This window comes from Nitratireductor soli, from assembly GCF_001050155.1.
Taxonomy (GTDB): Bacteria; Pseudomonadota; Alphaproteobacteria; order Rhizobiales; family Rhizobiaceae; genus Nitratireductor; species Nitratireductor soli.
This window is the reverse complement of sequence record NZ_LFVY01000008.1, coordinates 34,381-55,794: the sequence shown is the minus strand read 5'-3', so window position 1 is coordinate 55,794 and position 21,414 is coordinate 34,381. Positions and strand designations below refer to the sequence as shown.

Annotated in this window: 22 protein-coding genes; 9 read left to right on the top strand and 13 right to left on the bottom strand. The window is 65.2% G+C overall.

Going from position 1 to position 21,414, the window contains the following annotated elements:
* Positions 1-10: 10 nt before the first annotated feature.
* Complete coding sequence (locus AB843_RS11330) at positions 11-1,822, top strand: ABC transporter ATP-binding protein (protein ID WP_048646967.1); 1,812 nt, start codon at positions 11-13, stop codon at positions 1,820-1,822.
* Between the two features lie 45 nt (positions 1,823-1,867).
* Here the strand turns inward: AB843_RS11330 and AB843_RS11325 are convergent, their stop codons facing one another.
* The 13 genes from AB843_RS11325 to AB843_RS11265 form a co-directional block, all read right to left on the bottom strand.
* A complete protein-coding gene (locus AB843_RS11325; RefSeq protein WP_048646966.1) occupies positions 1,868-2,344 on the bottom strand; it encodes a VOC family protein in 477 nt (158 codons plus the stop codon).
* A 193-nt stretch (positions 2,345-2,537) separates the two neighbouring features.
* The gene (locus tag AB843_RS11320; protein ID WP_048646965.1) at positions 2,538-3,311 is read right to left on the bottom strand and encodes an aspartate/glutamate racemase family protein; all 774 of its coding nucleotides are present in this window, start codon (positions 3,309-3,311) and stop codon (positions 2,538-2,540) included.
* Positions 3,312-3,315: 4 nt separating this feature from the next.
* Positions 3,316-4,632 (bottom strand): TRAP transporter large permease, encoded by a 1,317-nt coding sequence (locus tag AB843_RS11315; RefSeq protein WP_048646964.1) that lies wholly within the window; start codon positions 4,630-4,632, stop codon positions 3,316-3,318.
* Positions 4,632-5,129, bottom strand: a complete 498-nt coding sequence (locus AB843_RS11310; RefSeq protein ID WP_048646963.1) for a TRAP transporter small permease — start codon at positions 5,127-5,129, stop codon at positions 4,632-4,634. The genes AB843_RS11315 and AB843_RS11310 overlap by 1 nt, the downstream gene beginning before the upstream one ends.
* Before the next feature lie 191 nt (positions 5,130-5,320).
* The gene (dctP, locus tag AB843_RS11305; RefSeq protein ID WP_048646962.1) at positions 5,321-6,346 is read right to left on the bottom strand and encodes a TRAP transporter substrate-binding protein DctP; all 1,026 of its coding nucleotides are present in this window, start codon (positions 6,344-6,346) and stop codon (positions 5,321-5,323) included.
* Between the two features lie 69 nt (positions 6,347-6,415).
* Positions 6,416-7,399: a 3-hydroxybutyryl-CoA dehydrogenase gene (locus AB843_RS11300; RefSeq protein WP_048646961.1), complete on the bottom strand. Its 984-nt coding sequence runs from the start codon at positions 7,397-7,399 to the stop codon at positions 6,416-6,418.
* On the bottom strand, positions 7,399-8,475 hold the full coding sequence (locus tag AB843_RS11295) for an NAD/NADP-dependent octopine/nopaline dehydrogenase family protein (protein WP_048646960.1): 1,077 nt from the start codon (positions 8,473-8,475) through the stop codon (positions 7,399-7,401). Before AB843_RS11295 ends, AB843_RS11300 begins: the two co-directional genes overlap by 1 nt.
* Entirely contained in the window at positions 8,472-8,918 is a 447-nt protein-coding gene (locus tag AB843_RS11290; protein ID WP_048646959.1) for a hypothetical protein, read from the bottom strand. Before AB843_RS11290 ends, AB843_RS11295 begins: the two co-directional genes overlap by 4 nt.
* A 26-nt stretch (positions 8,919-8,944) precedes the next feature.
* Complete coding sequence (locus AB843_RS11285) at positions 8,945-9,394, bottom strand: RidA family protein (protein WP_048646958.1); 450 nt, start codon at positions 9,392-9,394, stop codon at positions 8,945-8,947.
* Positions 9,391-9,906, bottom strand: coding sequence for a MarR family winged helix-turn-helix transcriptional regulator (locus tag AB843_RS11280; RefSeq protein WP_048646957.1), 516 nt, complete (start codon positions 9,904-9,906; stop codon positions 9,391-9,393). Before AB843_RS11280 ends, AB843_RS11285 begins: the two co-directional genes overlap by 4 nt.
* A 10-nt stretch (positions 9,907-9,916) precedes the next feature.
* Positions 9,917-11,203 (bottom strand): TRAP transporter large permease, encoded by a 1,287-nt coding sequence (locus AB843_RS11275; protein WP_048646956.1) that lies wholly within the window; start codon positions 11,201-11,203, stop codon positions 9,917-9,919.
* Positions 11,203-11,712, bottom strand: coding sequence for a TRAP transporter small permease (locus AB843_RS11270; protein WP_048646955.1), 510 nt, complete (start codon positions 11,710-11,712; stop codon positions 11,203-11,205). Before AB843_RS11270 ends, AB843_RS11275 begins: the two co-directional genes overlap by 1 nt.
* A complete protein-coding gene (locus tag AB843_RS11265) occupies positions 11,712-12,647 on the bottom strand; it encodes a TRAP transporter substrate-binding protein (RefSeq protein ID WP_087587095.1) in 936 nt (311 codons plus the stop codon). Before AB843_RS11265 ends, AB843_RS11270 begins: the two co-directional genes overlap by 1 nt.
* A 300-nt stretch (positions 12,648-12,947) precedes the next feature.
* On the opposite strand from AB843_RS11265, the gene AB843_RS11260 reads away from it, so the two are divergent.
* From AB843_RS11260 to AB843_RS11225, 8 genes are read left to right on the top strand one after another with little or no spacing between them, the layout of a single operon-like run.
* Positions 12,948-13,913: a PDR/VanB family oxidoreductase gene (locus AB843_RS11260; RefSeq protein ID WP_048646953.1), complete on the top strand. Its 966-nt coding sequence runs from the start codon at positions 12,948-12,950 to the stop codon at positions 13,911-13,913.
* A gap of 37 nt (positions 13,914-13,950) precedes the next feature.
* The gene (locus tag AB843_RS11255) at positions 13,951-15,282 is read left to right on the top strand and encodes an aromatic ring-hydroxylating dioxygenase subunit alpha (protein ID WP_048646952.1); all 1,332 of its coding nucleotides are present in this window, start codon (positions 13,951-13,953) and stop codon (positions 15,280-15,282) included.
* On the top strand, positions 15,282-15,764 hold the full coding sequence (locus tag AB843_RS11250; protein ID WP_048646951.1) for an aromatic-ring-hydroxylating dioxygenase subunit beta: 483 nt from the start codon (positions 15,282-15,284) through the stop codon (positions 15,762-15,764). Before AB843_RS11255 ends, AB843_RS11250 begins: the two co-directional genes overlap by 1 nt.
* Positions 15,765-15,778: 14 nt before the next feature.
* Complete coding sequence (locus AB843_RS11245) at positions 15,779-17,416, top strand: AMP-binding protein (protein ID WP_048646950.1); 1,638 nt, start codon at positions 15,779-15,781, stop codon at positions 17,414-17,416.
* Entirely contained in the window at positions 17,416-18,600 is a 1,185-nt protein-coding gene (locus AB843_RS11240) for a thiolase family protein (protein ID WP_048646949.1), read from the top strand. The genes AB843_RS11245 and AB843_RS11240 overlap by 1 nt, the downstream gene beginning before the upstream one ends.
* Positions 18,597-19,856 (top strand): SDR family NAD(P)-dependent oxidoreductase, encoded by a 1,260-nt coding sequence (locus AB843_RS11235; protein ID WP_048646948.1) that lies wholly within the window; start codon positions 18,597-18,599, stop codon positions 19,854-19,856. Before AB843_RS11240 ends, AB843_RS11235 begins: the two co-directional genes overlap by 4 nt.
* Positions 19,853-20,662 (top strand): cyclase family protein, encoded by an 810-nt coding sequence (locus tag AB843_RS11230; protein ID WP_048646947.1) that lies wholly within the window; start codon positions 19,853-19,855, stop codon positions 20,660-20,662. Before AB843_RS11235 ends, AB843_RS11230 begins: the two co-directional genes overlap by 4 nt.
* Positions 20,659-21,390: an SDR family NAD(P)-dependent oxidoreductase gene (locus tag AB843_RS11225; RefSeq protein WP_048646946.1), complete on the top strand. Its 732-nt coding sequence runs from the start codon at positions 20,659-20,661 to the stop codon at positions 21,388-21,390. The genes AB843_RS11230 and AB843_RS11225 overlap by 4 nt, the downstream gene beginning before the upstream one ends.
* Positions 21,391-21,414 lie beyond the last annotated feature (24 nt).

Below are 21,414 nucleotides of genomic sequence, written 5' to 3'. Positions count from 1 at the left end.
GCCAGGACCGATGAGCACGGCGCGCGCCATCGAACGGGAAACCGCAACCGGCCAGTTGGCGGTGAATGGCCTGACCGTGCAGGTGGCCACCCCCTCCGGCGCGCGCACCGTCGTCGACGATTTGTCCTTCACGCTCCAGCCCGGCAAGACGCTGTGCATCGCCGGCGAAAGCGGATCGGGGAAATCCATGACGGCGCTGGCGCTGATGCGGCTTTTGCCGCAGCCGATGGCGCGGGTGGCGCACGGCACGGCGCTGCTCGGCGGCCGCGACATCCTCGCCCTGCCCGAAGCCGAGATGCGCCGGGTGCGCGGGCGGCGCCTGGGCATGATCTTCCAGGAGCCGATGACCTCGCTCAACCCGGTGCTGTCGATCGGCAGGCAATTGGGCGGTGCGATCGCCGCCCATGGCGGCATCTCCGCCCAGGAGATCGGGCGCCGGGCATTGGAACTGCTCGACCAGGTGCAGATTCCCGAGCCGGCGCGGCGCCTGAAGCAATATCCGCACGAGCTTTCCGGCGGCATGCGCCAGCGTGTGGTGATCGCCATGGCGCTGGCGCAGAACCCGCAGATCCTCATTGCCGACGAGCCGACCACGGCGCTGGACGTGACCGTGCAGGCGCAAATCCTGGCGCTGATCCGCAAGCTGCAGGCCGATCTCGGCATATCGGTCATCATGATCACCCATGACATGGGCGTCGTCGCCGAAATGGCCGACGATGTTCTCGTCATGCAGCACGGACGGATGGTGGAACACCGTCCGGTGCAGGCAGTCTTCACGTCGCCCGCCGAAACCTATACGCAGGAGCTGCTTGCCGCCGTCCCCCGGCTCGGCGAGATGACGGGCACGACGGAGCCCAAGCGCGCGCTCGAACGGCAAGACGCCGGCCAAGACAGGCCGAAGGCCGCCGCGCCGCTGGTCGAGGTCGAGAACCTGACCGTGCGCTTCGACATCAAGGGCGGCATCCTGCAGCGGCCCGTACGGCGCGTGCACGCGGTCGAGGGCGTTTCCTTCGTCATCAAGCCGGGCGAAACCCTTTCGCTGGTCGGTGAATCCGGCTGCGGCAAGTCGACCACCGGCAAGGCGCTTTTGAACCTCATCCCCTGGCAAGGCGACATCCGCGTTTCCGGCCGCTCGACGAGAAAGCTCGGCGCAAGCGCCATGCGGCCCATCCTACGCGACGTGCAGATGATCTTCCAGGATCCCTACGCTTCGCTCGATCCGCGCATGCGCGTCGGCGATCTGGTGGCCGAGCCATTGCTGATCCATGGGCTGGCAAGCGGCAGCGAGCTTGCCGACCGCGTGGCGTATCTGTTTGGCCGCGTCGGCCTGTCGCCCGACCAGATGCGCCGCTACCCGCATGAATTTTCCGGCGGACAGAGGCAGCGCATCTGCATCGCGCGCGCGCTTTCCCTGTCGCCCAAGCTGATCGTCGCCGATGAATCGGTTGCCGCGCTCGATGTTTCGATCCAGGCACAGGTGCTCGATCTTCTGCAGGACATCCAGGACGAGACCGGCATCGCCTATCTGTTCATCTCGCACGACATGGCCGTGGTGGAGCAGATCAGCCACCGGGTGGCGGTGATGTATATGGGCCGTTTCGTGGAAATGGGCAGCCGCGCGCAGATCTTCGAGAACCCGCAGCACGACTACACGAGGAAGCTGATGGCGGCGGTGCCGGTGGCCGATCCGTCGCGCCCGCGCCGCGCCTTCATGGAGAAGGCCGAGGACCTGCCGAGTCCGGTCCATGCGCTCGATTACACGCCTCCCCGGCATGCGCCGCGGGACATTGGCGGCGGGCATCTGGTCTGGGAGGCGCGTTAGTGTATTGTGCGGGGACGACGCCCCTGAAACCGGCCGCGCTGTCGTTCAACGAACTGCCGCTTCCAGCGCCGCGATGTCGATCTTCTTCATCGTCATCATGGCCTCCATGGCGCGTTTGGCCTTGGCCCGGTCGGGGCTGGTGGTCAGTTCCATCAGCCGCTTCGGCGTGATCTGCCAGGAGAAGCCCCAGCGGTCCTTGCACCACCCGCACTCGCTCTCACGGCCCCCGTTTCCGACAATCGCGTTCCAGTAGCGGTCGGTTTCCTCCTGGTCCGCTGTCATCACCATGAAGCTGACGGATTCGTTCGCCTTGAAGTTCGGGCCGCCGTTCAGGCCAAGGAACGGGCGGCCGAGCACAGTGAACTCGACGGTGAGTTCATTGCCTTCCTCGCCGCCGGGATAGTCGGAGGCCGAGGCATTCGCCCGCCCGACATGGCTGTCGGGAAAGGTGTCGGCGTAGAATGCCGCCGCCTTGCTGGCTTCGCCGTGGTCGAACCACAGGCATGTCACGAGATTGGTCATTTCCGTTCTCCTTGGTTTCGGGCCCGACCGCCGGACCGAGATCACTTCTCTAAACCGACGGTTTGGGGCCTTCGCCGCCAAAGGACGGATCAGGGTCAGGCAATCCTACAACGGGGCTACGATTCTCGCTTCCGGGTCCAGCGTCTACTTTCGCCGCTCCCGCCATCATCGCTCCCTGCTGGAAGCGGCGCGATCACAGCCCCTTGGGATGCGCCATGAACTCCTCGATGATCTCCAGCGGCGGCTTCACGAAGTCAGAAGTCCGGCTGGTGCCGAGGCCGGTCAGCCGGCGCAGCTTGACCGCCATTTCGGCGAGCTTGACGACGATGGGGATGCCGTTGATGACCGGCGCGCCGTCCACCCGGTGCGCCTGGAGCTGCGAGAACAGCAGCATCGGAATGCCGCCGCCGGGGATCAGCACATCGACGCCCTGCTCCACCAGCGGTTTCGCCTGCGCCTCGAACAGCGCGCGCACGGTTTCCAGCCGCTCGTCGGAGCCGAACGCGGCCAAAATCTGGCCGGGCTCGAAATCCATCGCGTGAACGCCGGTGACACGTTCCCTCAGCCCGTATTTGCCGATCTGATGATGGAACCAGGGAATGTAGCGGCGATTGATCGTCACGATGCCGGAACGCTGGCCGAGCTGGCAGGCGTGCAGCATCGACGCCTCGCCCATGCCGAGCACCGGTATATCGACCACGGAGCGCGCCTCGTAGAGGCCGGCATCCTGAAAATGGCCGATGATGAAGGCGTCATAGCCCTCGCGCTCGGCCTTCACCGCGTTGCAGATCACCTCGCGCGCGCAGCGGAACTCGACAATGGCGTGCGCGTAGCTGTCATGCGGCGTGATGCCCTTGATGTCGATCTGCGTGCCCGGATCGACGATGGCGTCGAGATGCGTGCGCAGCGCGTCCCAATAGCCGGCGCCATTCTCGTAGTCGACGTAGCTTTGATACCAGATTTTCATGAGGTCAGCTCCTGATCAGTCCCGGCAGCCACAGGGCCAGTTGCGGAAAGAGGGCGAGAAGGACAACCAGCAGCAGCGTGCAGGCGATGTAGGGAAGAGCCGCAAGCGCCACCTGGCCGATGGTCGTGCCGCGCGGGCTGACGCCGACCATGACGAACAGTAATAGGCCGAAGGGCGGCGTCGCCAGGCTGAGTTCGAGCGCCAAAAGCATGATGACGCCGAACCAGATCGGATCGAAACCGTACAGGCCGACCAGTGGCATGAAGATCGGCAGCGTCAGCATCATGATCGACAGCTGGTCCATGAACATGCCGAGGATCAAAAGGACGAGGAACATGACGGCGAGGATCAGATAGGCGTTCAGTTCGAAGCTGGTGGCAAACGCGATCAGCCCCGAGGACGCGCCGGAGAAGGCGAGGATCTGCGAGAAGGTCGTCGAGCCGACGATGATCATCAGCATCATCGCCGAAACCTTCAGCGTGCCGGTCAGCGACTTCACGACGGCTTCCCAGCTCAGCGTCCGGTAGACCGCCGAAAGCGCCACCACCGACAAGGCGCCGAAGGCTGCCGATTCGGTCGGCGTCGCCCAGCCGAGCAGGATCAGGCCGACCACGGCGAAGACGACGATGCCCATGGGCAGGACATCGACCGCGACGGCGCGGGCGATTTCGCCCAGGCTGGCGCGCTCGGCGGCGTAGCCGGGGGCGGCGTCCGGATCGAGGGCGATCTGGACGCGGATCGTGGCGATGAACATCAGCGCCAGCACCAGGCCCGGCACGAGGCCGGCGATCAGCAGCGCGCCAACGTCTATGCGCGCCAGCGAGCCGAGCAGCACGGCCAGCGACGAGGGCGGGATGATCATCGCAAGGCCGCCGGTGGCCAGGATCGGCCCCATGATCATGTGCGGCTTGTACCCACGCTTGATCATGTCGGGCATCAGCGTCGTGCCGAGCATGGCGGTGTTGGCCATGGACGAACCCGACAGGGTGGCGAAGATCGTGCCACCGCCCACCGTCAGGTAGGAGAGCCGCCCCTTGATGCCACCAAAGCACTTGTCCAGTGCATCGAACACGCGGATGGCCAGCCCCGTGTGGAACAGGAGCTCGCCCATGATGAGGAACAGGGGAACGGGCACCAGCGCGAAACTGGTCACCGAGGTCGTGGCGTTGGCGACGAGCTGGTCGATGCCGATCAGCCCGCCCATGAAGATGTAGACGCCGACGATGTTGATGGCCAGGAAGGCGATCGCCACCGGCATGCCGAAGAACATCAGGAACATCAGGCCGCAGATCATCAGGACGGCGGCTTCATACCAGGCCATCAGTGTGCTCCTCCGCTGCCCGTATAGGTCTGCCCGCCCACAAGCAGGCGCAGGAACTCGAGCGCCATCAGACCGAAGCCACCCGACAGCATGGCGTAGAGCACCCAGGAGGGGATGTTGACGGAGCGCATGTCGACGGCGCGCGACTGCACCATTTCGAGACCGACGGCGGCGGCGCGCCAGCACAGAAGCCCGAGCGTCAGGATGGCAAGGACGAGCACGATGCGCCCCGCCAGCAGCCGCGCGCGGTCCGGCATCGCCCCGACGAAGGAGTAGATCGCCACATGGCCGTTGGTGCGCACCAGCCAGGGCGCTGCCGCCATGGTCGAGAACAGCATCACATATTCGACGATCGCGCTGGTCGACTGGAACGGGCGATAGCCCGTGTTGCGCAGCACGACATCGATGATGATCGCCACCGAAATGAAGACGAGGCTGGCCGCGCCGAGCGCCGCCAGCCCGAGGATGATCCGATTGTAGATGCGTAGCAGAAACATGAAGGGCGGCTCCCCGGTGAGGAAGCGGGGGACACCCGTCCAGAGTGTCCGCCGCTCTAGTGTCCTGCCCCAGCCAAACCGACAGGTTTGGACTGGGACAAGCAGGCCACTAGATTATTGAATCCAGGGCAACTTTGCTTCAATCGAAATGAATGCGAAGCCTTCATTTCGATTGAAGCGTTGCACGGGTGTCAGCGGTCGTAATACGCTTGGCGCAGCGCGTCGTAATATTCCGAACCGGAATCCTTCATCCGCTTCCAGGCGCTGTCATAGGCAAGGTCGAGGAATTTCGCCTGCGCGTCGCCCTCGAGCGCGATGACCTCCATGCCGTTTTCGCGCACGGCCGTGTCGGTCTCCTCGATCACCGTCTGGAAATTATCATAGGAGGTCTTCTCGTACTCCGCCGCCGCGTCGTTGAGCACCTTCTTGGCCTCCTCGCTCAACCCATCCCATTTCGCCGGGTTGATGACCACGGCGAGATCCGTCTGGAAGAAGCCGGGGTCGATGCGATAGCGCAGGAACTTGTCCCAGGAGAGGTCGCGAATGCCGACGATAGGCCAGCCCGAACCGTCGAACGTGTTGCGCTCGAGGCCGGTATAGACGTCCGGCACCGGCACGGAGACGGGGATTGCGCCGAGCGCCTCGAAGAAGGAATTGTAGATCGGCTGCGAACGGATGCGCTGGCCGTCGAGATCGACGCCGCCATCGTCGGTGCGCTTCGGTTCGTTGATCGTGTAGATGTAGAACTTCACGCCCGTATCGAGATGGGCGAGCAGGTTCACGCCGAGCTTCTTGGAGAACGCCTCCTGCATGATGGCGAAGCCGCCATTCTCGCGCGCCGCAATCGCCGTCACGGTCGAGCCGACCCAGGCGTCGGCTTCCGGCATGGTGCCGAGATAGTAGGAAGCGGGACCATACTGCATGTCGATGACGCCGCGGCGCACCGCATCGACCTGCTGGTTCGGCGGGAACATCTCCGGGCCGCCCACATAATTGATCTGGACGACGCCCTTGCCGCGCTCGTTGACGAGGTCGACATAGCCCTTGAAGCTCTGCGAGAAGGCCAGCGATTGCGGGAAGGCCGAGATCGCCCGCAGGGTCTCTTCGGCATTGGCCTGGCCGGTAAAGGCGCCGGTGAAGGCAATAGCCGTCAGCGCGGTTGCGATGAGACCGCGCTTCAGCGCCCTGGCGATGGTGTTTGGTGTGGCTTGGTGCATTTCTTCGTCCTCTCTGGTTGTCCGGCTTGTCCCGTCCGGTTCGGTTTCAGATGTCGTTCAATCGTCCCTTCAAAGAACCGGCGCACGCACGAGCCCGGCATGGTCCAGCGCCTTCAGGAAGGCGGCCATCCGGCGCTGGCGATAGGCATCGACGTCGACGCCGGCATAATCGAAGAAGCCCGAACCGGTCTTCAGGCCGATCCGTCCCTCCTCCATGTTCCTGCTGATGATTTCCGGCGCCGCGTAGCGCTCGTCGTCGAACGCGCCGGCAAGGTAGCGGCTGGCGTAGTAGAGGATGTCGCCGCCGCCCCAGTCGATGAATTCGAGCAGGCCGAGCACACCGAAGCGCAGGCCGAAACCATAGGTCACCGCCTTGTCGACGTCCTCGGCGCTCGCCACGCCTTCTTCGACGATGCGTGCCGCCTCGTTCATCGCCAGCGCCTGGATGCGCGGCACGATGTAGCCGGGAGACGCCTTGCAGACGATCGGCACCTTGCCGATGCCTTCCAGGAACTCCCGCACGAAGGCGATCGTCGCCTCGGTCGTCTCATCAGCCGGGCTGAGCTCGACCAGCGGCATCAGGAAGGCCGGGTTGAGCCAATGGGCGTTGAGGAAGCGCTCCGGCGATGCCGTCAGGCCGGCAAGTTCGGTCGACAGCATGGTCGAGGTGGTGGAGGCAAGCACCGCCTCGCCATCGGCATGGGCATCGAACAATGCGAACGCATCGCGCTTGGCCTCCAGCACCTCGGGCACGCCCTCGAATGCGATGCGCGCGCCCGAAAGCCCCGCCGCAGCCTCGCCGCGTGGCACGATGCTGACCCGCTTCATGATCGTCGGAACGGCATCGGGTTTGAAAGCGCCCAGCGATGCGATGGCCTCGAGCGCCGTGCGAATTTCGTTCAGCGCCTCGTCCCGCAATGTCGCGAACGCATCCGCGTCGCGCTCCTTCGCATCGATCAGGCGCACGGCATGGCCGGCATAGGCGACGCATTGCGCAATGCCGCGGCCCATGCGGCCGGCGCCGATACAGGCAATTGTCACACCGTGCGCCATCACAACCCCTCGCGCAGCATCGTCTGCACGGCCTCGCGGCTTTCACCGGCCAGGCCAAGCTGTTCCATCGTGCGGCCCTCTTGGCGGAAATCGCGCTCGGCCACCGCCCCGGCGATCGCCAGAAGGCCGGCGGCAACGGGACAGGGAACGCCCGCCCATTCGCCCACAGAGACGAGGAAGGCGAGGCCGAGGCCGACATCTTCCAGCATATAGCGGTGCGACTTCAGGTCGAGGTTCTCGTGCCAGTCGCCGGAGCCGACGAGCTTGTCATGCGCCAGATTGCCATACATCCAGTCGCTGGTCTCGTAATGGTCGGCGAGCGGGAAATGCGGTGCGCCATAGCCCAGCGCCTCGCGGATGGCGATGCGCTCATTGTCGAGGGCCGTATGCGTGCGGCGGATCGCCGGCTGCGTGCCTTCATTGTGAATGTCCCAGCGTTCGAAATGCTCGATGGGGCCGGCGTTCATCAGGATCAGCGGCGGATGGATGATCGGGCCGGCATTCATCAGCGCACCGGACAGCGCATCCTCAACGGGCTCGATCGATGCGGGAAACACACCTTCTATGGCCTTGATGGCGTGGTCCGTATGCCGCGCCGGCAGCACGCCCGTCGGCAGGCGCGAGGCGCGCGTCGTCACGCGGACCTCGAGCGGCCCCTGCTTGCGCGTCAGCCATGGAAGCGTGCCCGTCTCGGCGATGGCGATGTCCGCCGTGGAGCCGGCATCGCGAATGCGCTTCATCATGATGTAGGAGCCGAACGTGCCGGGCGGCAGATAGATCACCTGCCCGTCTTCCAGATGCGGCGCCAGCCGGGCGGCGATGTCCTCCTGGGCGAAGGCGGGCGTCGGCGCGACGATCAGCTCAGCTCCCTTGAGCGCCACGGCAAGATCGTCGGTCGGCGCCACGGCGACGTGGCGGCTGCCCTTGTGGTCGGTCAGCGTGATGCCGCCGGCGGCCGTGATATCGGCAAAGCTTTCGCGGTCGCGCCGCCACCAGCGCACATCGTGCCCCGCTTCGGCGAAATCCGCCGCCGCCGCATAGGAGCCGTTGCCTCCGCCCACCACCACTACCTTCATCTTGCTTCTCCTCCCATCGCCTGCGAAAGGCAGGCCGTTCCCATCGCCTGCGAAAGGCAGGCCGTTCCCATCGCCTGCGAAAGGCAGGCCGTTCCCATCGCCTGCGAAAGGCAGGCCGTTCCCATCGCCTGCGAAAGGCAGGCCGTTCCCATCGCCTGCGAAAGGCAGGCCGTTCCCATCGCCTGCGAAAGGCAGGCCGTTCCCATCGCCTGCGAAAGGCAGGCCGTTCCCATCGCCTGCGAAAGGCAGGCCGTTCCCATCGCCTGCGAAAGGCAGGCCGTTCCCATCGCCTGCGAAAGGCAGGCCGTTCCCATCGCCTGCGAAAGGCAGGCCGTTCCCATCGCCTGCGAAAGGCAGGCCGTTCCCATCGCCTGCGAAAGGCAGGCCGTTCCCATCGCCTGCGAAAGGCAGGCCGTTCCCATCGCCTGCGGAAAGCAGGCCATTCCCAATACCTGCGAATGGCAGGCCATCATTTCGCCGGGCTGGCCGGCAGGACTGCCGTCGCCTCGATTTCCAGAAGCGCGTCCGGTTCCACCAGGCGCGTCACCTCCACCGTCGCCATGGCCGGGAAGCAGCGCCCGAAAACATCGCGATAGGCCTGGCCGAGGCCCTTCGGATCGGCCAGATAGTCCTCGACGCTCCTGACGTACCAGGTCAGCCGCGTCAGGTGCTCGGGGCCGGCGCCGGCCTCCGCCAGAACCGCGCTTATGTTGCGGAACGTCTGGTGCGCCTGCGCGACGAAGCCTTCGGGGAAGCGGCCCTGCGCGTCCCAGCCGACCAAACCGCCCGTGAAGATGAGGCCGCCATCGGTCATCACGGCGTTGGCGTAGCCCTTCGGCGTCGGCCAGCCTTCCGGCTGCAGGATGCGGTGCAGGAGCCCGGCCGGTTTTGCCGCGTTGGGATTGGCGATCTCGTTCATCGTGATGTTGTCTCCGTTTCCTCCGGCAGAGCGGACAGGCCGGCGCCATAGAGCGCGTGGATATGCTTCAGCGCCTGCTTCAGCAGCGCCGCCTCGCCCGGTCGCATCTGCTTGACGATGGCGTGCTCATGCGCCCGCGCCGCCTCGACCAGTTCGAGCCCCAGCACGCGTCCGCTTTCGGTCAGGTAGACGCGCACGCGCCGTCGGTCGCGGTCGTCGCTGCGTCGCTTCACGAGGCCCTTGACCGCCATCTGGTCGACGATCTTGGTGAGATGCGACTGCTCGATCAGGGAGAGCTGGGACAATCGGGTGACCATCTGGCCGTCGGTATCGCTGAGGCAGGCAAGAATGCGCCATTCGGGCACCTTCAATCCCCGCTCGCGTACCTGCGCATGAAAATCGGCGCTGGCCACATCGCTCGCCGCCGCGAGCAGATACAGCAGGTACTCGCCGACAAACCCGCTATTGCCCGCAACATCGATCCCGTGTTCTTTCTTGACTATGGTGTTCATGACCGTCCTGTCACATGGAGTTCGGGATCAAGAGCGCCATCGCGGGAAGCGCGATCAGCAGCCCGAGCCGCACGACGTCCATCGCCACGAAAGGGACGATGCCGGCGAAGATCCGTTCGATCGGAATGTCGGGCGCGACCGTGCGCATGACGAAGACGTTCATGCCGATGGGCGGCGTGATGAAGCTCAACTCGGTGGCGATGACCACGAAGATGCCGAACCAGATCGGGTCGAAGCCGAGGCCGGTGACGATGGGAAACAGGATCGGCACCGTCAGCGTGATCATCGAGATGCTCTCGAGCAGGCAGCCGAGCACCAGATAGACGATGACCACCATGAAGATGACCTGGTACGGCCCGACGCCGAGCGCGTTGATCCAGTTCCTGAGATCGCCCGTCAATCCGGAGAAATTGACGTAGTTCAGGAAATACAGCGCGCCGAACAGGATGAAGAACATCACCGCCGTGGTCTTGGCCGTGTCGAACAGCGTCGACAGCGTGTCGCGCAGGGTCAGCCGGCCGCGCATGAAGGTCAGCAGGAAGGCGCCCCCCGCCCCCATGCCGGCAGCTTCCGTCGCCGTGAACACGCCCAGATAGATGCCGCCCAGCACGAACACGAACAGACCGAGCGCCCAGACCACGCCGCGCAGCGCGCGGATGCGGTCGATCAGCGGCAGCTTCGGTTCGGTCTCCAGATGCTCGCGGTACATGACCAGCGACAGGCGCACGGCGATCATGTAGCCGATGACGCCGACAATGCCCGGCAGGATGCCGGCCAGAAACAGTTTGCCGATGTTCTGCTGGGTGAGAATGCCGTAGATGACCAGGATCACCGACGGCGGAATGAGAATGCCGAGCGTCCCGCCGGCGGCAATCGACGAGGCCGCCAGCCGATCCGAATAGCCATATTTGCGCATTGCCGGCAGCGAGATGCGGGCCATGGTCGCGGTGGTGGCGAGCGACGATCCGCAGACCGACGAGAAACCGCCGCAGGCGACGATGGTGGCCATGGCGAGCCCGCCCTTGCGGTGCCTGAGCCACGCATTGGCAGCGGCATACAGATCGCCCGCGACACCTGATTGAACGACGAGATTGCCCATCAGCAGGAACAGCGGAACCACCGACAGCGTGTAGCTGCGGCCGCTGTCGAAATAGACCTGTCCGATCATCGCCAGCGCCGGCTGCCAGCCGATGATCGAGACCACGCCGATGAGCCCGACCGCCGTCATGGCGAAGGCGATGGGAACGCCGGCGAAGATCAGGGCGAGCAGCGCCGCCATGCCGATCGGCCACGCCATCACACGCCCCCGCCATCGCCCTTGGGCAGCCTGAAGAGCGCCGTGGCAAAGCTGACCACCGCGCAGATGCCGGCGATGACCGCCGTCACCTGGGCGAAGGGCCCGAGCGGAGCGCGCAGATACACCGTCACCTCATTGTAGCTTGCCAGCTGCGTGCCGTGCTTCCACAACTGCCACGCGATGACGGCGAGAACCGCCGAGACGATCAGCCTTGCGGCCATCAATTGCAGCTTCTGGGCCGCGCCGCGCAGGCTCGCCGTCAGAAGGTCGACGCTGATGTGCCCGTCATCCAGGCACACCGCCGGCAATCCCATGAAGACGATCGCCATCAGCAGGATCTCCGTGTATTCGGAAGCGCCGGGCAGCGGGCTTGAAAGCAGGTAGCGGCCGATGACGTCGATCACCGTGACCAGCGTCAGGGCGACGAGAAAGGCGCCGCACAGCACGGCGGTCGCCAGTCTTAACCACCGCCGAGCCCGCATCGCGACTTGCTCGGAGGAAGCGGCCATTACTCGGCCGCCACCGTTGCGATTTCCTGCTTCAGCTTGGCGAGCGTGGCGTCGAAGTCGACACCCTTCGCCTTGTAGGCCGCGGCCAGATCGTCGAACATCGGCTTGGTCTTTTCCTGCAACTCGACCAGTTCCGCGTCGGTCGCGTCGTGGAAATCCACCGTCTCGGCGATGACCTTCATGCCGGCCGCGTCCGCCGCGTCCCAGGCCTGGCCGGCCATGCGCGAGAACGCCTCGCCCGACACCTTTTCGACGGCCGCCTTGTCCTCGTCGGACAGGCTGTCGAACTTGGCCTGGTTCATGATGAAGAAGAACGACACGTTGTACAGGCCGCCGGGCACGCGCAGCGCCGTGTCGACCAGGCTCTCCAGCTTGAAGAAGGGCACGGATTCGACCGGGAAGAAGATGCCGTCGGCGATACCGCCCGACAGGATCTCGTAGGATTGCGGCGACGGCGCCTGGATCGACACCATGCCCATCGCCTCGGCCAGCTTGTTGGTGATGTTGCCGGCCACGCGAACCTTGGCGCCCGACAGGGAGGACAGCGGTTCGACCGGCTTGCCCTTGGTGAACAGGAGGCCCGGCCCGTGGCCGAACACGCCGAGCACCTTGGTGCCGCGATGTTCCGCCGCCTGCGCCAGATCGCTCTCATACAGCCGCCAGAAGGCGACCGACAGGCTCTCCGACGTGTCGGCCAGGAACGGCATCTCGGCGATCTCGGTCAGCGTGAAGCGGCCCGGCGTGTAGCCGTGAACGCCAAAGGTGAGGTCGACGGCGCCGTTGGCAGCGAGATCGAAATGCGCCGGCGGGGGCCCGAGCGGCGCGTCGAGAATCTGGACGTCGATGCGTCCGTTGCTCGCTTCCTTCAGCTTCTCGGCCCACGGGATCATCATGTCCCGGACGATGGGATGAGACGGCGGAAGCCAGTTCGACATGCGCAGGACGGTCTCCTGCGCCATCGCGCCAAAGCTCAGGCCGAGTGTGAGAATAGATGCAGATACAAGCGTTTTTATCATGCGAGCCATCTTATGTTCCTCCGTGAGGGCGTTCCCCTGCCATTGAGGCTTCCACAACTTCCCGCACTCTTCAAGCTTAAAAAGATGAAATTTCACTTTTTTAGGTTTGAAGCTTGACAGGCGGAAATATGCGAATTCATATTCTTTACCGTTGCAGGAGGTGGCCGGCACACGCCAAGGCCGAACAAAATCCCTGCAGCGAGGAGGAGGATTTCACGAATGGGCGAATTGAAGCTCAAGGTGCTGAGGACCGAGGCGCTGACGGCGCATATCCGGACCCTTGAGCTGGCGGCCGAGGACGGTGGCAAGCTTCCCGGCTTCTCGGCGGGGGCCCATATCCGCGTCACGCTGCCCGACGGCACGGAGCGGCACTACTCGCTCGTCAACATCTTTCCCGACGCCGACGCCACTGCGGACCCCACGGTCTACCGTCTCGGCATACGCCTCGAGGAGGACGGCAAGGGCGGCTCGCGCTACATGCACGGGCTCGGCGCCGGCGATGTCGTCGACGCATCCCTGCCGCGCAACGATTTCGCCCTGATCGACACCGACGCGCCGGCCCTTTTGATCGCCGGCGGCATCGGCGTGACGCCGCTGATCTCCATGGCCTCCGAACTGAAGGCCAAGGGGCGTCCGTTCGGCTTTCACTATGCCGGCCGCTCGCGCGGCCTGCTCGCCTTCGTCGAGGAGCTTGCGGCGATCGACGCGAATGCGCTCACCCTTCACTGCGACGACGAGCCGGAAACCTGCATCGACCTGAAAAGCCTGATCGGCAAGGCGCCGGCCGACGGCCACGTCTATGTCTGCGGGCCGCGCGGCATGATCGAGGCGGTGCGCGAGATCGCCCATGCGCGCGGCTTGGCCAAGGACCATGTGCATTTCGAACTGTTCGACGCGCCGCAGACCGAGACCGGCGACAAGGCCTTCGAGGTGGAGATCAGCTCGACGGGCCAGGTCTTCACCGTGCCGCCGGGCAAATCCATCATCGAGGTCCTGGAGGCCGAGGGCGTCGATCTCATCTACGATTGCCAGCGCGGCGATTGCGGCATCTGCCAGACGACCGTGCTTGAAGGCGTTCCCGACCATCGCGACGTGATCCTGACCGACGACGAGCGGGCCGCCAACGACGTCATGCAGATCTGCGTTTCACGCGCCAAATCCGCCCGGCTTGTCCTCGATCTTTAGGCGGCGGACAACACACCACGAAGGGAGCACGCGAGCCATGAGCCGATATGCCAGCGACCGCAGAGCCATCGAAGCCCTGGTCCGCCCGACCGAAGTGCATCGCGATATCTATATCGACGAGGATGTGTTCGCCCTGGAGATGAAGCATCTCTTCGCCAACACCTGGGTGTTCGTCGGCCATGAGAGCCAGGCGCCGAACAAGGGCGACTATTTCACCACCGAGATCGGCACGCAGCCGGTCATCATGGTCCGCCATTCCGATGGCGAAATCCATGTCCTGCACAATCGCTGCCCGCACAAGGGCACCAAGATCGCCATCGACCGCTCGGGCAACACGGGAAAATTCTTCCGCTGCCCCTATCACGCCTGGTCGTTCAAGACCGATGGCTGCCTGCTGGCGATCCCCCTGCGCAAGGGCTACAAGGACACCGGCCTGGAGGAAAGCCAGTCCGTCAAGGGCATGGCGCCGGTCGGCGCGGTGAAGAACTATCGCGGTTTCGTCTTCGCCCGCCTCAACCCGGACGGCCCCGACTTCGACAGCTTTTTCGGAGACTCGCTGAGCTCCATCGACAACATGGTCGACCGCTCGCCGGAAGGCCGGCTGGAAGTCGCCGGCCCGCCGCTGCGCTACATGCACCGCTGCAACTGGAAGATGCTGGTCGAGAACCAGACGGACACCTGCCACCCCATGGTGGCGCACGAAAGCTCTGCCGGCACGGCGATCGAGCTATGGGAGCAGATGGACAAGCCCGAGGGCACCAGGAAGCCGATGGCGATGGAGGTGATCGCCCCCTTCATGAGCCCTTACGAATTCTTCGAGAACATGGGCATCCGCACCTGGCCGAACGGCCATGGCCACACCGGCGTGCATCATTCGATCCATTCCGACTATTCCGCCATTCCCGGCTATTTCGAGCAGATGGTCGCGGCCTATGGCGAGGACCGGGCCAAGGCCATTCTCGGCGAAAACCGGCACAACACGGTCTATTTCCCCAACATCATGATCAAGGGGCCGATCCAGCAATTGCGCCTGTTCAAGCCGGTCGCCGCCAACCGGACCCTGGTCGAAAGCTACATCTACCGGCTGGTCGGCGCACCCGACATGCTGCTCGAGCGCACCGCCATGTACAACCGGCTGATCAACGCGCCGACCTCCATGGTCGGTCATGACGATCTTGAAATGTACGAGCGCGCCCAGGAGGGGCTGCATTCCGACGGCCTCGAATGGGTCAATGTCCAGCGGCTCTACACACAGGGCGAGGATTTCGACGAGATCGCCGTCGAGAACGGCACCACCGAGCGGCAGATGCGCAACCAGTTCCACGCCTGGGCAAAGTACATGACGATGACGATGGGAGGAGACGCGTGATGGCCTTCCCGACCCGCGACGACCTGATCGATTTCGTCTACGAGGAAGCGCGCATGCTGGACGATGGACGCTTCGACGAATGGCTCGATCTGTGGACGCCCGACAGCTTTTACTGGATGCCGCTCGATTACAACCAGAAGGACGACAAGCACGTCACGTCCCTGCTGCATGAGGACGCCTTCATGCGCAAGCTGCGCATCGAGCGCTTCAAGGGCGAGCGTACCTTCTCGCAGAAGCCCAAGACGCGCTGCCACCATGTGCTGCAGCGTCCGTTCGTCGATCAGCAGGACGACGACAAGGGCGAATATGTCACCCACACCTCGTTCCAGTATGTGGAAACCCGCCTCGACGACCAGATCCTGCTCGCCGCCACCGCACGCCACGAATTGAAACTGGTCGACGGCAAATTGAAGATCACCCACAAGCGCGTCGACCTTCTGAATTCCGATGCCGCCTTCGGCAACATCCAGATGTTCCTTTGAGAACGGCGGCCCGCATGACATCGCAGACCCCGCCCTTCGACACGGTTTTCGCCGCATTCGAGGCCTCCGCCCGAAACTGGCCGCAGCGCCCGTTCCTCAACGTGATGCAGGAAACCGCCGACATCTACGGCATTCCCGCCGGCGAGATCCTCTATGGCGCCGCACTCGAGGATATCGAACGGCTGCGCGATGCCTACCGGCAGGCGGGGTATCGGACAGGCATGCGCGTCATGCTGCTGATGGAGAACCGCCCCGCCTTCTTCCTGCACTGGTTCGCGCTCAACGCGCTCGGCCTCTCGGTCGTGCCGGTCAATCCCGACCTGCAATCGGCGGAACTCGAATACATGGCCGGCCATTCGCGCCCGGTCCTGGCGGTCGCCATCGCATCGCGCGTCGCCGACCTGGAACGGGCGGCGGAAGCCTCCGGCGTCGGCTTCCCGGTGATCGTGCCCGACGCCGCCCCGCCGGCGCTCGATCCGCGCCTTGCCGACAGCGAGGTTCCGGCCGGCGACGCGCTGACCCGCGAAGCGGCGATGCTCTACACCTCAGGCACCACCGGCAAGCCGAAGGGCTGCGTGCTGTCGAACCTCTATTTCCTGCATTCGGGCGGCTGGTATGCGCGCTCCGGCGGCATCTGCGCGATGAACGAGGATGGCGAGCGGATGATCACGCCGCTGCCGATCTTCCACATGAACGCCATGGCCTATTCGCTGATGGCGATGGTGACGGTCGGCGGCTGCCTGACGGCGCTCGACCGCTTCCACCCGCGCAGCTGGTGGCAGAGCGTGCGTGACAGCCGCGCCACCTGCCTGCATTATCTCGGCGTCATGCCGTCCATGCTGATGAAAGCCGCCCCCTCGCCCGACGACCGCGCCCACGCGGTGCGCTTCGGCTTCGGCGCAGGCATCGACGCCAAGCTGCACGGCCCCTTCGAGGAACGCTTCGGCATTCCGCTGGTCGAGGGCTGGGCGATGACCGAGACCGGCGCCGGCGCCGTGATCGTCGCCAACCGTGAACCGCGCAAGCGCGGCACCAATTGCCTCGGCCAGCCGGGACCGGACATCGAAGCGCGCGTCGTCACCGATGACGGCCGCGAGGCTGGCCCGGGAGAGCCCGGCGAACTTCTGGTGCGGCATGCGGGCGAGGATCCCCGCTTCGGCTTCTTTTCCGAATACTACGCCAACCCCGAGGCGACCGCCGAGGCCTGGGAAGGCGGCTGGTTCCACACGGGCGACATCGTCATGCGCGACGCCGATGGCGATTTCTTCTTTGTCGACCGCAAGAAGAACGTCATCCGCCGCTCCGGCGAGAACATCGCCGCGGTGGAGGTGGAATCCTTCCTCATGCAGCATCCCGAGATCAGGGCCGCCGCTGTGGCCGCCGCGCCCGACGAGCTGCGCGGCGACGAGGTGTTCGCCTGCCTGGTGGTCGATGGCGAGCGCGGCGAGGCGCGCGCCCGCGCCATCGCCGAATGGTGCCTGGAGCGCGTCGCCTACTACAAGGTGCCGGGCTACATCGCCTTCGTCGATGCCCTGCCGCTGACCTCGACGCAAAAAATCCAGCGCAGCGAATTGAAGACCCTGGTGACAAGGCTGCTCGATGATCCCGCCACCACCGACACCCGCGCCATGAAGAAAAGGCGGGCAGCCTAGTGGCGGGACGCTCCATTGCCCGCAAGAGCTATGACGGCGTCGTGCTCGCAGCGCCGGCCACCGTTCCCTATCAGCGCTTTTCGAAGGAGACCGCCCATTGGTGGATCGCCCGCGCGCTGCGGCAGTCGCTGCAGGCGGCGGGTCTCTCCCCGCGCGATGTCGACGGATTTTCCGTCGCCAGCTTCTCGCTGTTTCCCGACACGGCGGTCGGCCTCACCCAGCATCTGGGCCTCACGCCGCGCTGGCTCGACCACATCCCCATGGGCGGGGCGAGCGGCGTGGCCGCACTGCGCCGCGCCGCCCGCGCCGTGCAGGCGGGCGATGCCGACGTGGTGGCCTGCGTTTCCGGCGACACCAACCAGGTGGACAGTTTCCGCCGCATGCTGTCGAGCTTCAGCCGCTTCGCGCAGGACGCCTCCTATCCCTATGGCGCCGGCGGCCCCAACGCCTGCTTCGCGCTGTTGACCGACCACTACATGACAACCTATGGCGCGACCCGAGAGGATTTCGGCCGCATCTGCGTCGCCCAGCGCGACAACGCCCTGAAGAACCCGCACGCGGTGATGAAGACCCCGCTGACGCTGGAACAATATCTCGGCGCGCGCATGATCTCCGATCCCATCGCGCTGTTCGACTGCGTCATGCCGGTGGGCGGCGCGGAGGCATTTCTGGTCATGCGCGAGGAGGATGCCCGCGCCGCCGGCCTGCCTCATGCCCATATCCGCTCCACCATCGAGCGCCACAACGCCTTTCCCGACGATCCGATCCAGATGCGCGGCGGCTGGGCGATGGATGTCGACGAACTCTATGCCATGGCCGACGCCAGGCCCGACGACATCGACCTGCTGCAGACCTATGACGACTATCCCGTCATCTCGATGATGCAGATCGAGGATCTGGGCTTTTGCGCCAAGGGCGAAGGCCCGGCTTTCGTCCGCGCGCATGATTTGACGATCGGCGGCGACTTTCCGCACAACACGTCCGGCGGCCAGCTTTCGGCCGGCCAGGCGGGTGCTGCCGGCGGCTTCATCGGCCTGGTCGAGGCGATCAGGCAGGTCACCGGCACGGCGGGCCCGACGCAGGTGGCGAATGCCGGGACTGCGCTCGTTTCCGGCTTCGGTGTCATCAATTTCGACCGCGGCGTCTGTTCGAACGCCGCCATCATCTCGGGAGCGGCGGCATGACCTCACCGATCGTCCCACCGCCGAAGAAAGACCCGCAGCAGCGCACCCGCATACAGACGCTGCCTGCCGGCGCCAGAAGCCGCGCCGCGCTCGGCCTGACGGCTGCAGCCGCCGAGGGCCGCTTCATGCTGCAGGTCTGCGCCGAATGCGGCGCCGTGCAATATCCGCCGCGCGACGCCTGCAGCAACTGCCTTTCGGTCGATCTGCCGTGGAAGGACATCGCGCCCGGCGGCCGGCTGATTGCCGAAACGACCGTGCGCACGAGCACCAGCACCTATTTCCGCGAGCGCACACCCTGGCGTGTCGGCACGGTCCGGCTCGACGCCGGCCCCTCGGTCATCTGCCATGTGCATGGCGACGTGGCGCGGAATGGCCCGGTTCACATCATCAACAGGCTCGACAAGTCGGGACAGGGCGTTCTGTTCGCCCTGCCCGCCGAGAGGACGCAGAACATGGAAGACGATCCGCAGCTGCGCGAACTGACCGCCAACCCGAAATTCCGCCGTGTGCTGATCACCGACGGGCGCAGCGAAAACGCCCTGGCTCTGGCGCAGGCTTTCGCCAAGGCCGAAGCCTCGATCATCTTCATCGGCGAGGCCGAGGGCTGGCGGCCCTACAAGCACCGCGAAGCGCTTAGAGCGGTCCCCAGCGTCCAGCTCGTACCGCTGGATGTTACGGACACATCTTCCGTCACCGAACTTGCTGCGGAAATCGGCGGCAAGACCGACATTCTGGTCAACAATGCCCGCTTCATGCGCCCCGGTGGCATCATGGCGCGCGGCGACACGGTGTTTGCCCGCGACGAGATGGAGGTCAATTATCTCGGCCTGATGCGCCTGGCGCAGGCTTTTGGCCCGGCGATGCTCGGCCGCGGCGCCGATGGGGGCAACAGCGCTGCCGCCTGGGTCAACATCCTGTCGGTCTATGCCTATGCCAACATGCCGGCGCTGGGCGCTTTCTCGGCCTCGAGCGCCGCCGCCTATTCGCTGTCGCAATGCCTGCGCGCCGAGATGCGGCCGGGCGGCATTCGCGTGATGAACGTTTATACCGGCCCCACCGATGACGACTGGCACCAACCCCTGCCGCCGCCCAAGGTCGCGCCGTCGGCGCTGGCAAGGGCGATCGTCGCCGGGCTGAAGGACGGTCTGGAGGATGTTTTCGTCGGCGACGTGGCGCAGGACCTGATCGACCGCTGGCGTGCCGGGCCGAAAATCCTCGAACGTGAAATGAGCGAAAACGACGGAGGCGGCGCATGAACGTCCACGCACAAAAACCTGCCGCCCTCATCGGCGACCTGGCGCTGGCGCTGGCCTCGGGCGCGGTCGAGGTGATCGACCTCACCCACACGCTCGACCCGGATTTTCCGGTCATCGTCCTGCCGCCGGAATTCGGCCAGTGCGCCCGCTTCCGCATGGAGGAGATCTCTGCCTACGATCATCGCGGTCCGGCGTGGAAATGGCACAATTTCACCTGCTGCGAGCACACGGGAACGCATTTCGACGCCCCGTCGCACTGGATTTCCGGCCGCGACGTGCCCAATGGCAGCGTCGACGAGATACCCGCCGAGCGCTTCATCGGTCCGGTCTGCGTCATCGATTGCTCGGCAGGCGCCAAAGCGAACGAGGATTTCGAGCTGACGCCGCAGATCATCGAGGCCTGGGAGGCCGAACATGGCCGCATCCCGGCGGAAAGCTGGGTGCTGATGCGCACCGACTGGTCGAAACGGCGCGGTGCGGAATACCTCAACATGCGGGAGGATGGCGCCCATTCGCCGGGTCCGACGCCCGAGACGGTGAAGCTGCTGGTCGACGGACGCGGTATTCGCGGCTTCGGCACGGAGACGGTCGGCACCGACGCCGGCCAAGGCGCGCACTACACGCCGCCTTATCCGGCGCATTTCTTCCTGCATGGTGCTGGACGCTACGGTCTGCAATGCCTCAACAATCTCGATCGCCTGCCGCCGACCGGCGCAATGCTGATCGCCACCCCGCTGAAGATCAGGAACGGCACCGGCAGTCCGCTGCGCGTGATCGCTCTCGTGCCGAGCAAGGACGCACAATGACGGACATGGAACTGACGGCCGTCATCACCGGCGGCAACAAGGGCATCGGCGCGGACCTGGCGCAGCGCATGCTGGCGGAAGGTTACCATGTCATTTCGGTGGCAAGACGCGCGCCGGAGTTTTCGCACGACCGGCTGAGTTCCGTCGAAGCCGATCTGCTCGACGCGGATGCGGTCAGACAGGCTGCAACGGAGATCGCTGCCGGCCATCGGGTAACGCATTTCGTGCAGAATGCCGGTCTGATCTGGCCGAATCTGATCGAGGACGCCAAGCCCGAGGACATTACCGGCCTGGCGCAGCTTCACCTGGGCTCGGCCTTGACCCTGCTGCAGGCCTTCCTGCCGTCGATGAAGGAACGGCGGTTCGGCCGCGTGCTGTTCAACGGCTCGCGCGCGGCACTGGGCGCCAAGACCCGCACGGCCTATGGCGCCTCGAAGGCCGGCATGATCGGCATGGCGCGCACCTGGGCGCTGGAACTCGCCCCGCACCAGATCACCGTCAATGTGGTGGCGCCGGGGCCGATCCTGACCGACAATTTCTGGGGCGTGATCCCCAAGGGCAGCGAGCAGGAGGCGGATCTGGCGACCCGCATCCCGGTCGGGCGTCTGGGCGTGGTCGAGGACGTGACCAACGCCTTCATGTTCTTCGCCGACCCGAAGGCGGGTTTCGTCACCGGCCAGACGCTGTTCGTCTGCGGCGGGGCCAGCGTCGGCAGTCTGACGCTTTAGCATTTTGCAGTCAGGTGGTTTCAC

Excerpts from the sequence above, each read along its gene's own strand:
- AB843_RS11330 (WP_048646967.1), top strand. The coding sequence starts at position 11 with ATGAGCACGGCGCGCGCCATCGAACGGGAAACCGCAACCGGCCAGTTG.
- AB843_RS11325 (WP_048646966.1), bottom strand. The coding sequence starts at position 2,344 with ATGACCAATCTCGTGACATGCCTGTGGTTCGACCACGGCGAAGCCAGC.
- AB843_RS11320 (WP_048646965.1), bottom strand. The coding sequence starts at position 3,311 with ATGAAAATCTGGTATCAAAGCTACGTCGACTACGAGAATGGCGCCGGC.
- AB843_RS11315 (WP_048646964.1), bottom strand. The coding sequence starts at position 4,632 with ATGGCCTGGTATGAAGCCGCCGTCCTGATGATCTGCGGCCTGATGTTC.
- AB843_RS11310 (WP_048646963.1), bottom strand. The coding sequence starts at position 5,129 with ATGTTTCTGCTACGCATCTACAATCGGATCATCCTCGGGCTGGCGGCG.
- dctP (WP_048646962.1), bottom strand. The coding sequence starts at position 6,346 with ATGCACCAAGCCACACCAAACACCATCGCCAGGGCGCTGAAGCGCGGT.
- AB843_RS11300 (WP_048646961.1), bottom strand. The coding sequence starts at position 7,399 with ATGGCGCACGGTGTGACAATTGCCTGTATCGGCGCCGGCCGCATGGGC.
- AB843_RS11295 (WP_048646960.1), bottom strand. The coding sequence starts at position 8,475 with ATGAAGGTAGTGGTGGTGGGCGGAGGCAACGGCTCCTATGCGGCGGCG.
- AB843_RS11290 (WP_048646959.1), bottom strand. The coding sequence starts at position 8,918 with ATGGCCTGCTTTCCGCAGGCGATGGGAACGGCCTGCCTTTCGCAGGCG.
- AB843_RS11285 (WP_048646958.1), bottom strand. The coding sequence starts at position 9,394 with ATGAACGAGATCGCCAATCCCAACGCGGCAAAACCGGCCGGGCTCCTG.
- AB843_RS11280 (WP_048646957.1), bottom strand. The coding sequence starts at position 9,906 with ATGAACACCATAGTCAAGAAAGAACACGGGATCGATGTTGCGGGCAAT.
- AB843_RS11275 (WP_048646956.1), bottom strand. The coding sequence starts at position 11,203 with ATGGCGTGGCCGATCGGCATGGCGGCGCTGCTCGCCCTGATCTTCGCC.
- AB843_RS11270 (WP_048646955.1), bottom strand. The coding sequence starts at position 11,712 with ATGGCCGCTTCCTCCGAGCAAGTCGCGATGCGGGCTCGGCGGTGGTTA.
- AB843_RS11265 (WP_087587095.1), bottom strand. The coding sequence starts at position 12,647 with ATGTCGAACTGGCTTCCGCCGTCTCATCCCATCGTCCGGGACATGATG.
- AB843_RS11260 (WP_048646953.1), top strand. The coding sequence starts at position 12,948 with ATGGGCGAATTGAAGCTCAAGGTGCTGAGGACCGAGGCGCTGACGGCG.
- AB843_RS11255 (WP_048646952.1), top strand. The coding sequence starts at position 13,951 with ATGAGCCGATATGCCAGCGACCGCAGAGCCATCGAAGCCCTGGTCCGC.
- AB843_RS11250 (WP_048646951.1), top strand. The coding sequence starts at position 15,282 with ATGGCCTTCCCGACCCGCGACGACCTGATCGATTTCGTCTACGAGGAA.
- AB843_RS11245 (WP_048646950.1), top strand. The coding sequence starts at position 15,779 with ATGACATCGCAGACCCCGCCCTTCGACACGGTTTTCGCCGCATTCGAG.
- AB843_RS11235 (WP_048646948.1), top strand. The coding sequence starts at position 18,597 with ATGACCTCACCGATCGTCCCACCGCCGAAGAAAGACCCGCAGCAGCGC.
- AB843_RS11230 (WP_048646947.1), top strand. The coding sequence starts at position 19,853 with ATGAACGTCCACGCACAAAAACCTGCCGCCCTCATCGGCGACCTGGCG.
- AB843_RS11225 (WP_048646946.1), top strand. The coding sequence starts at position 20,659 with ATGACGGACATGGAACTGACGGCCGTCATCACCGGCGGCAACAAGGGC.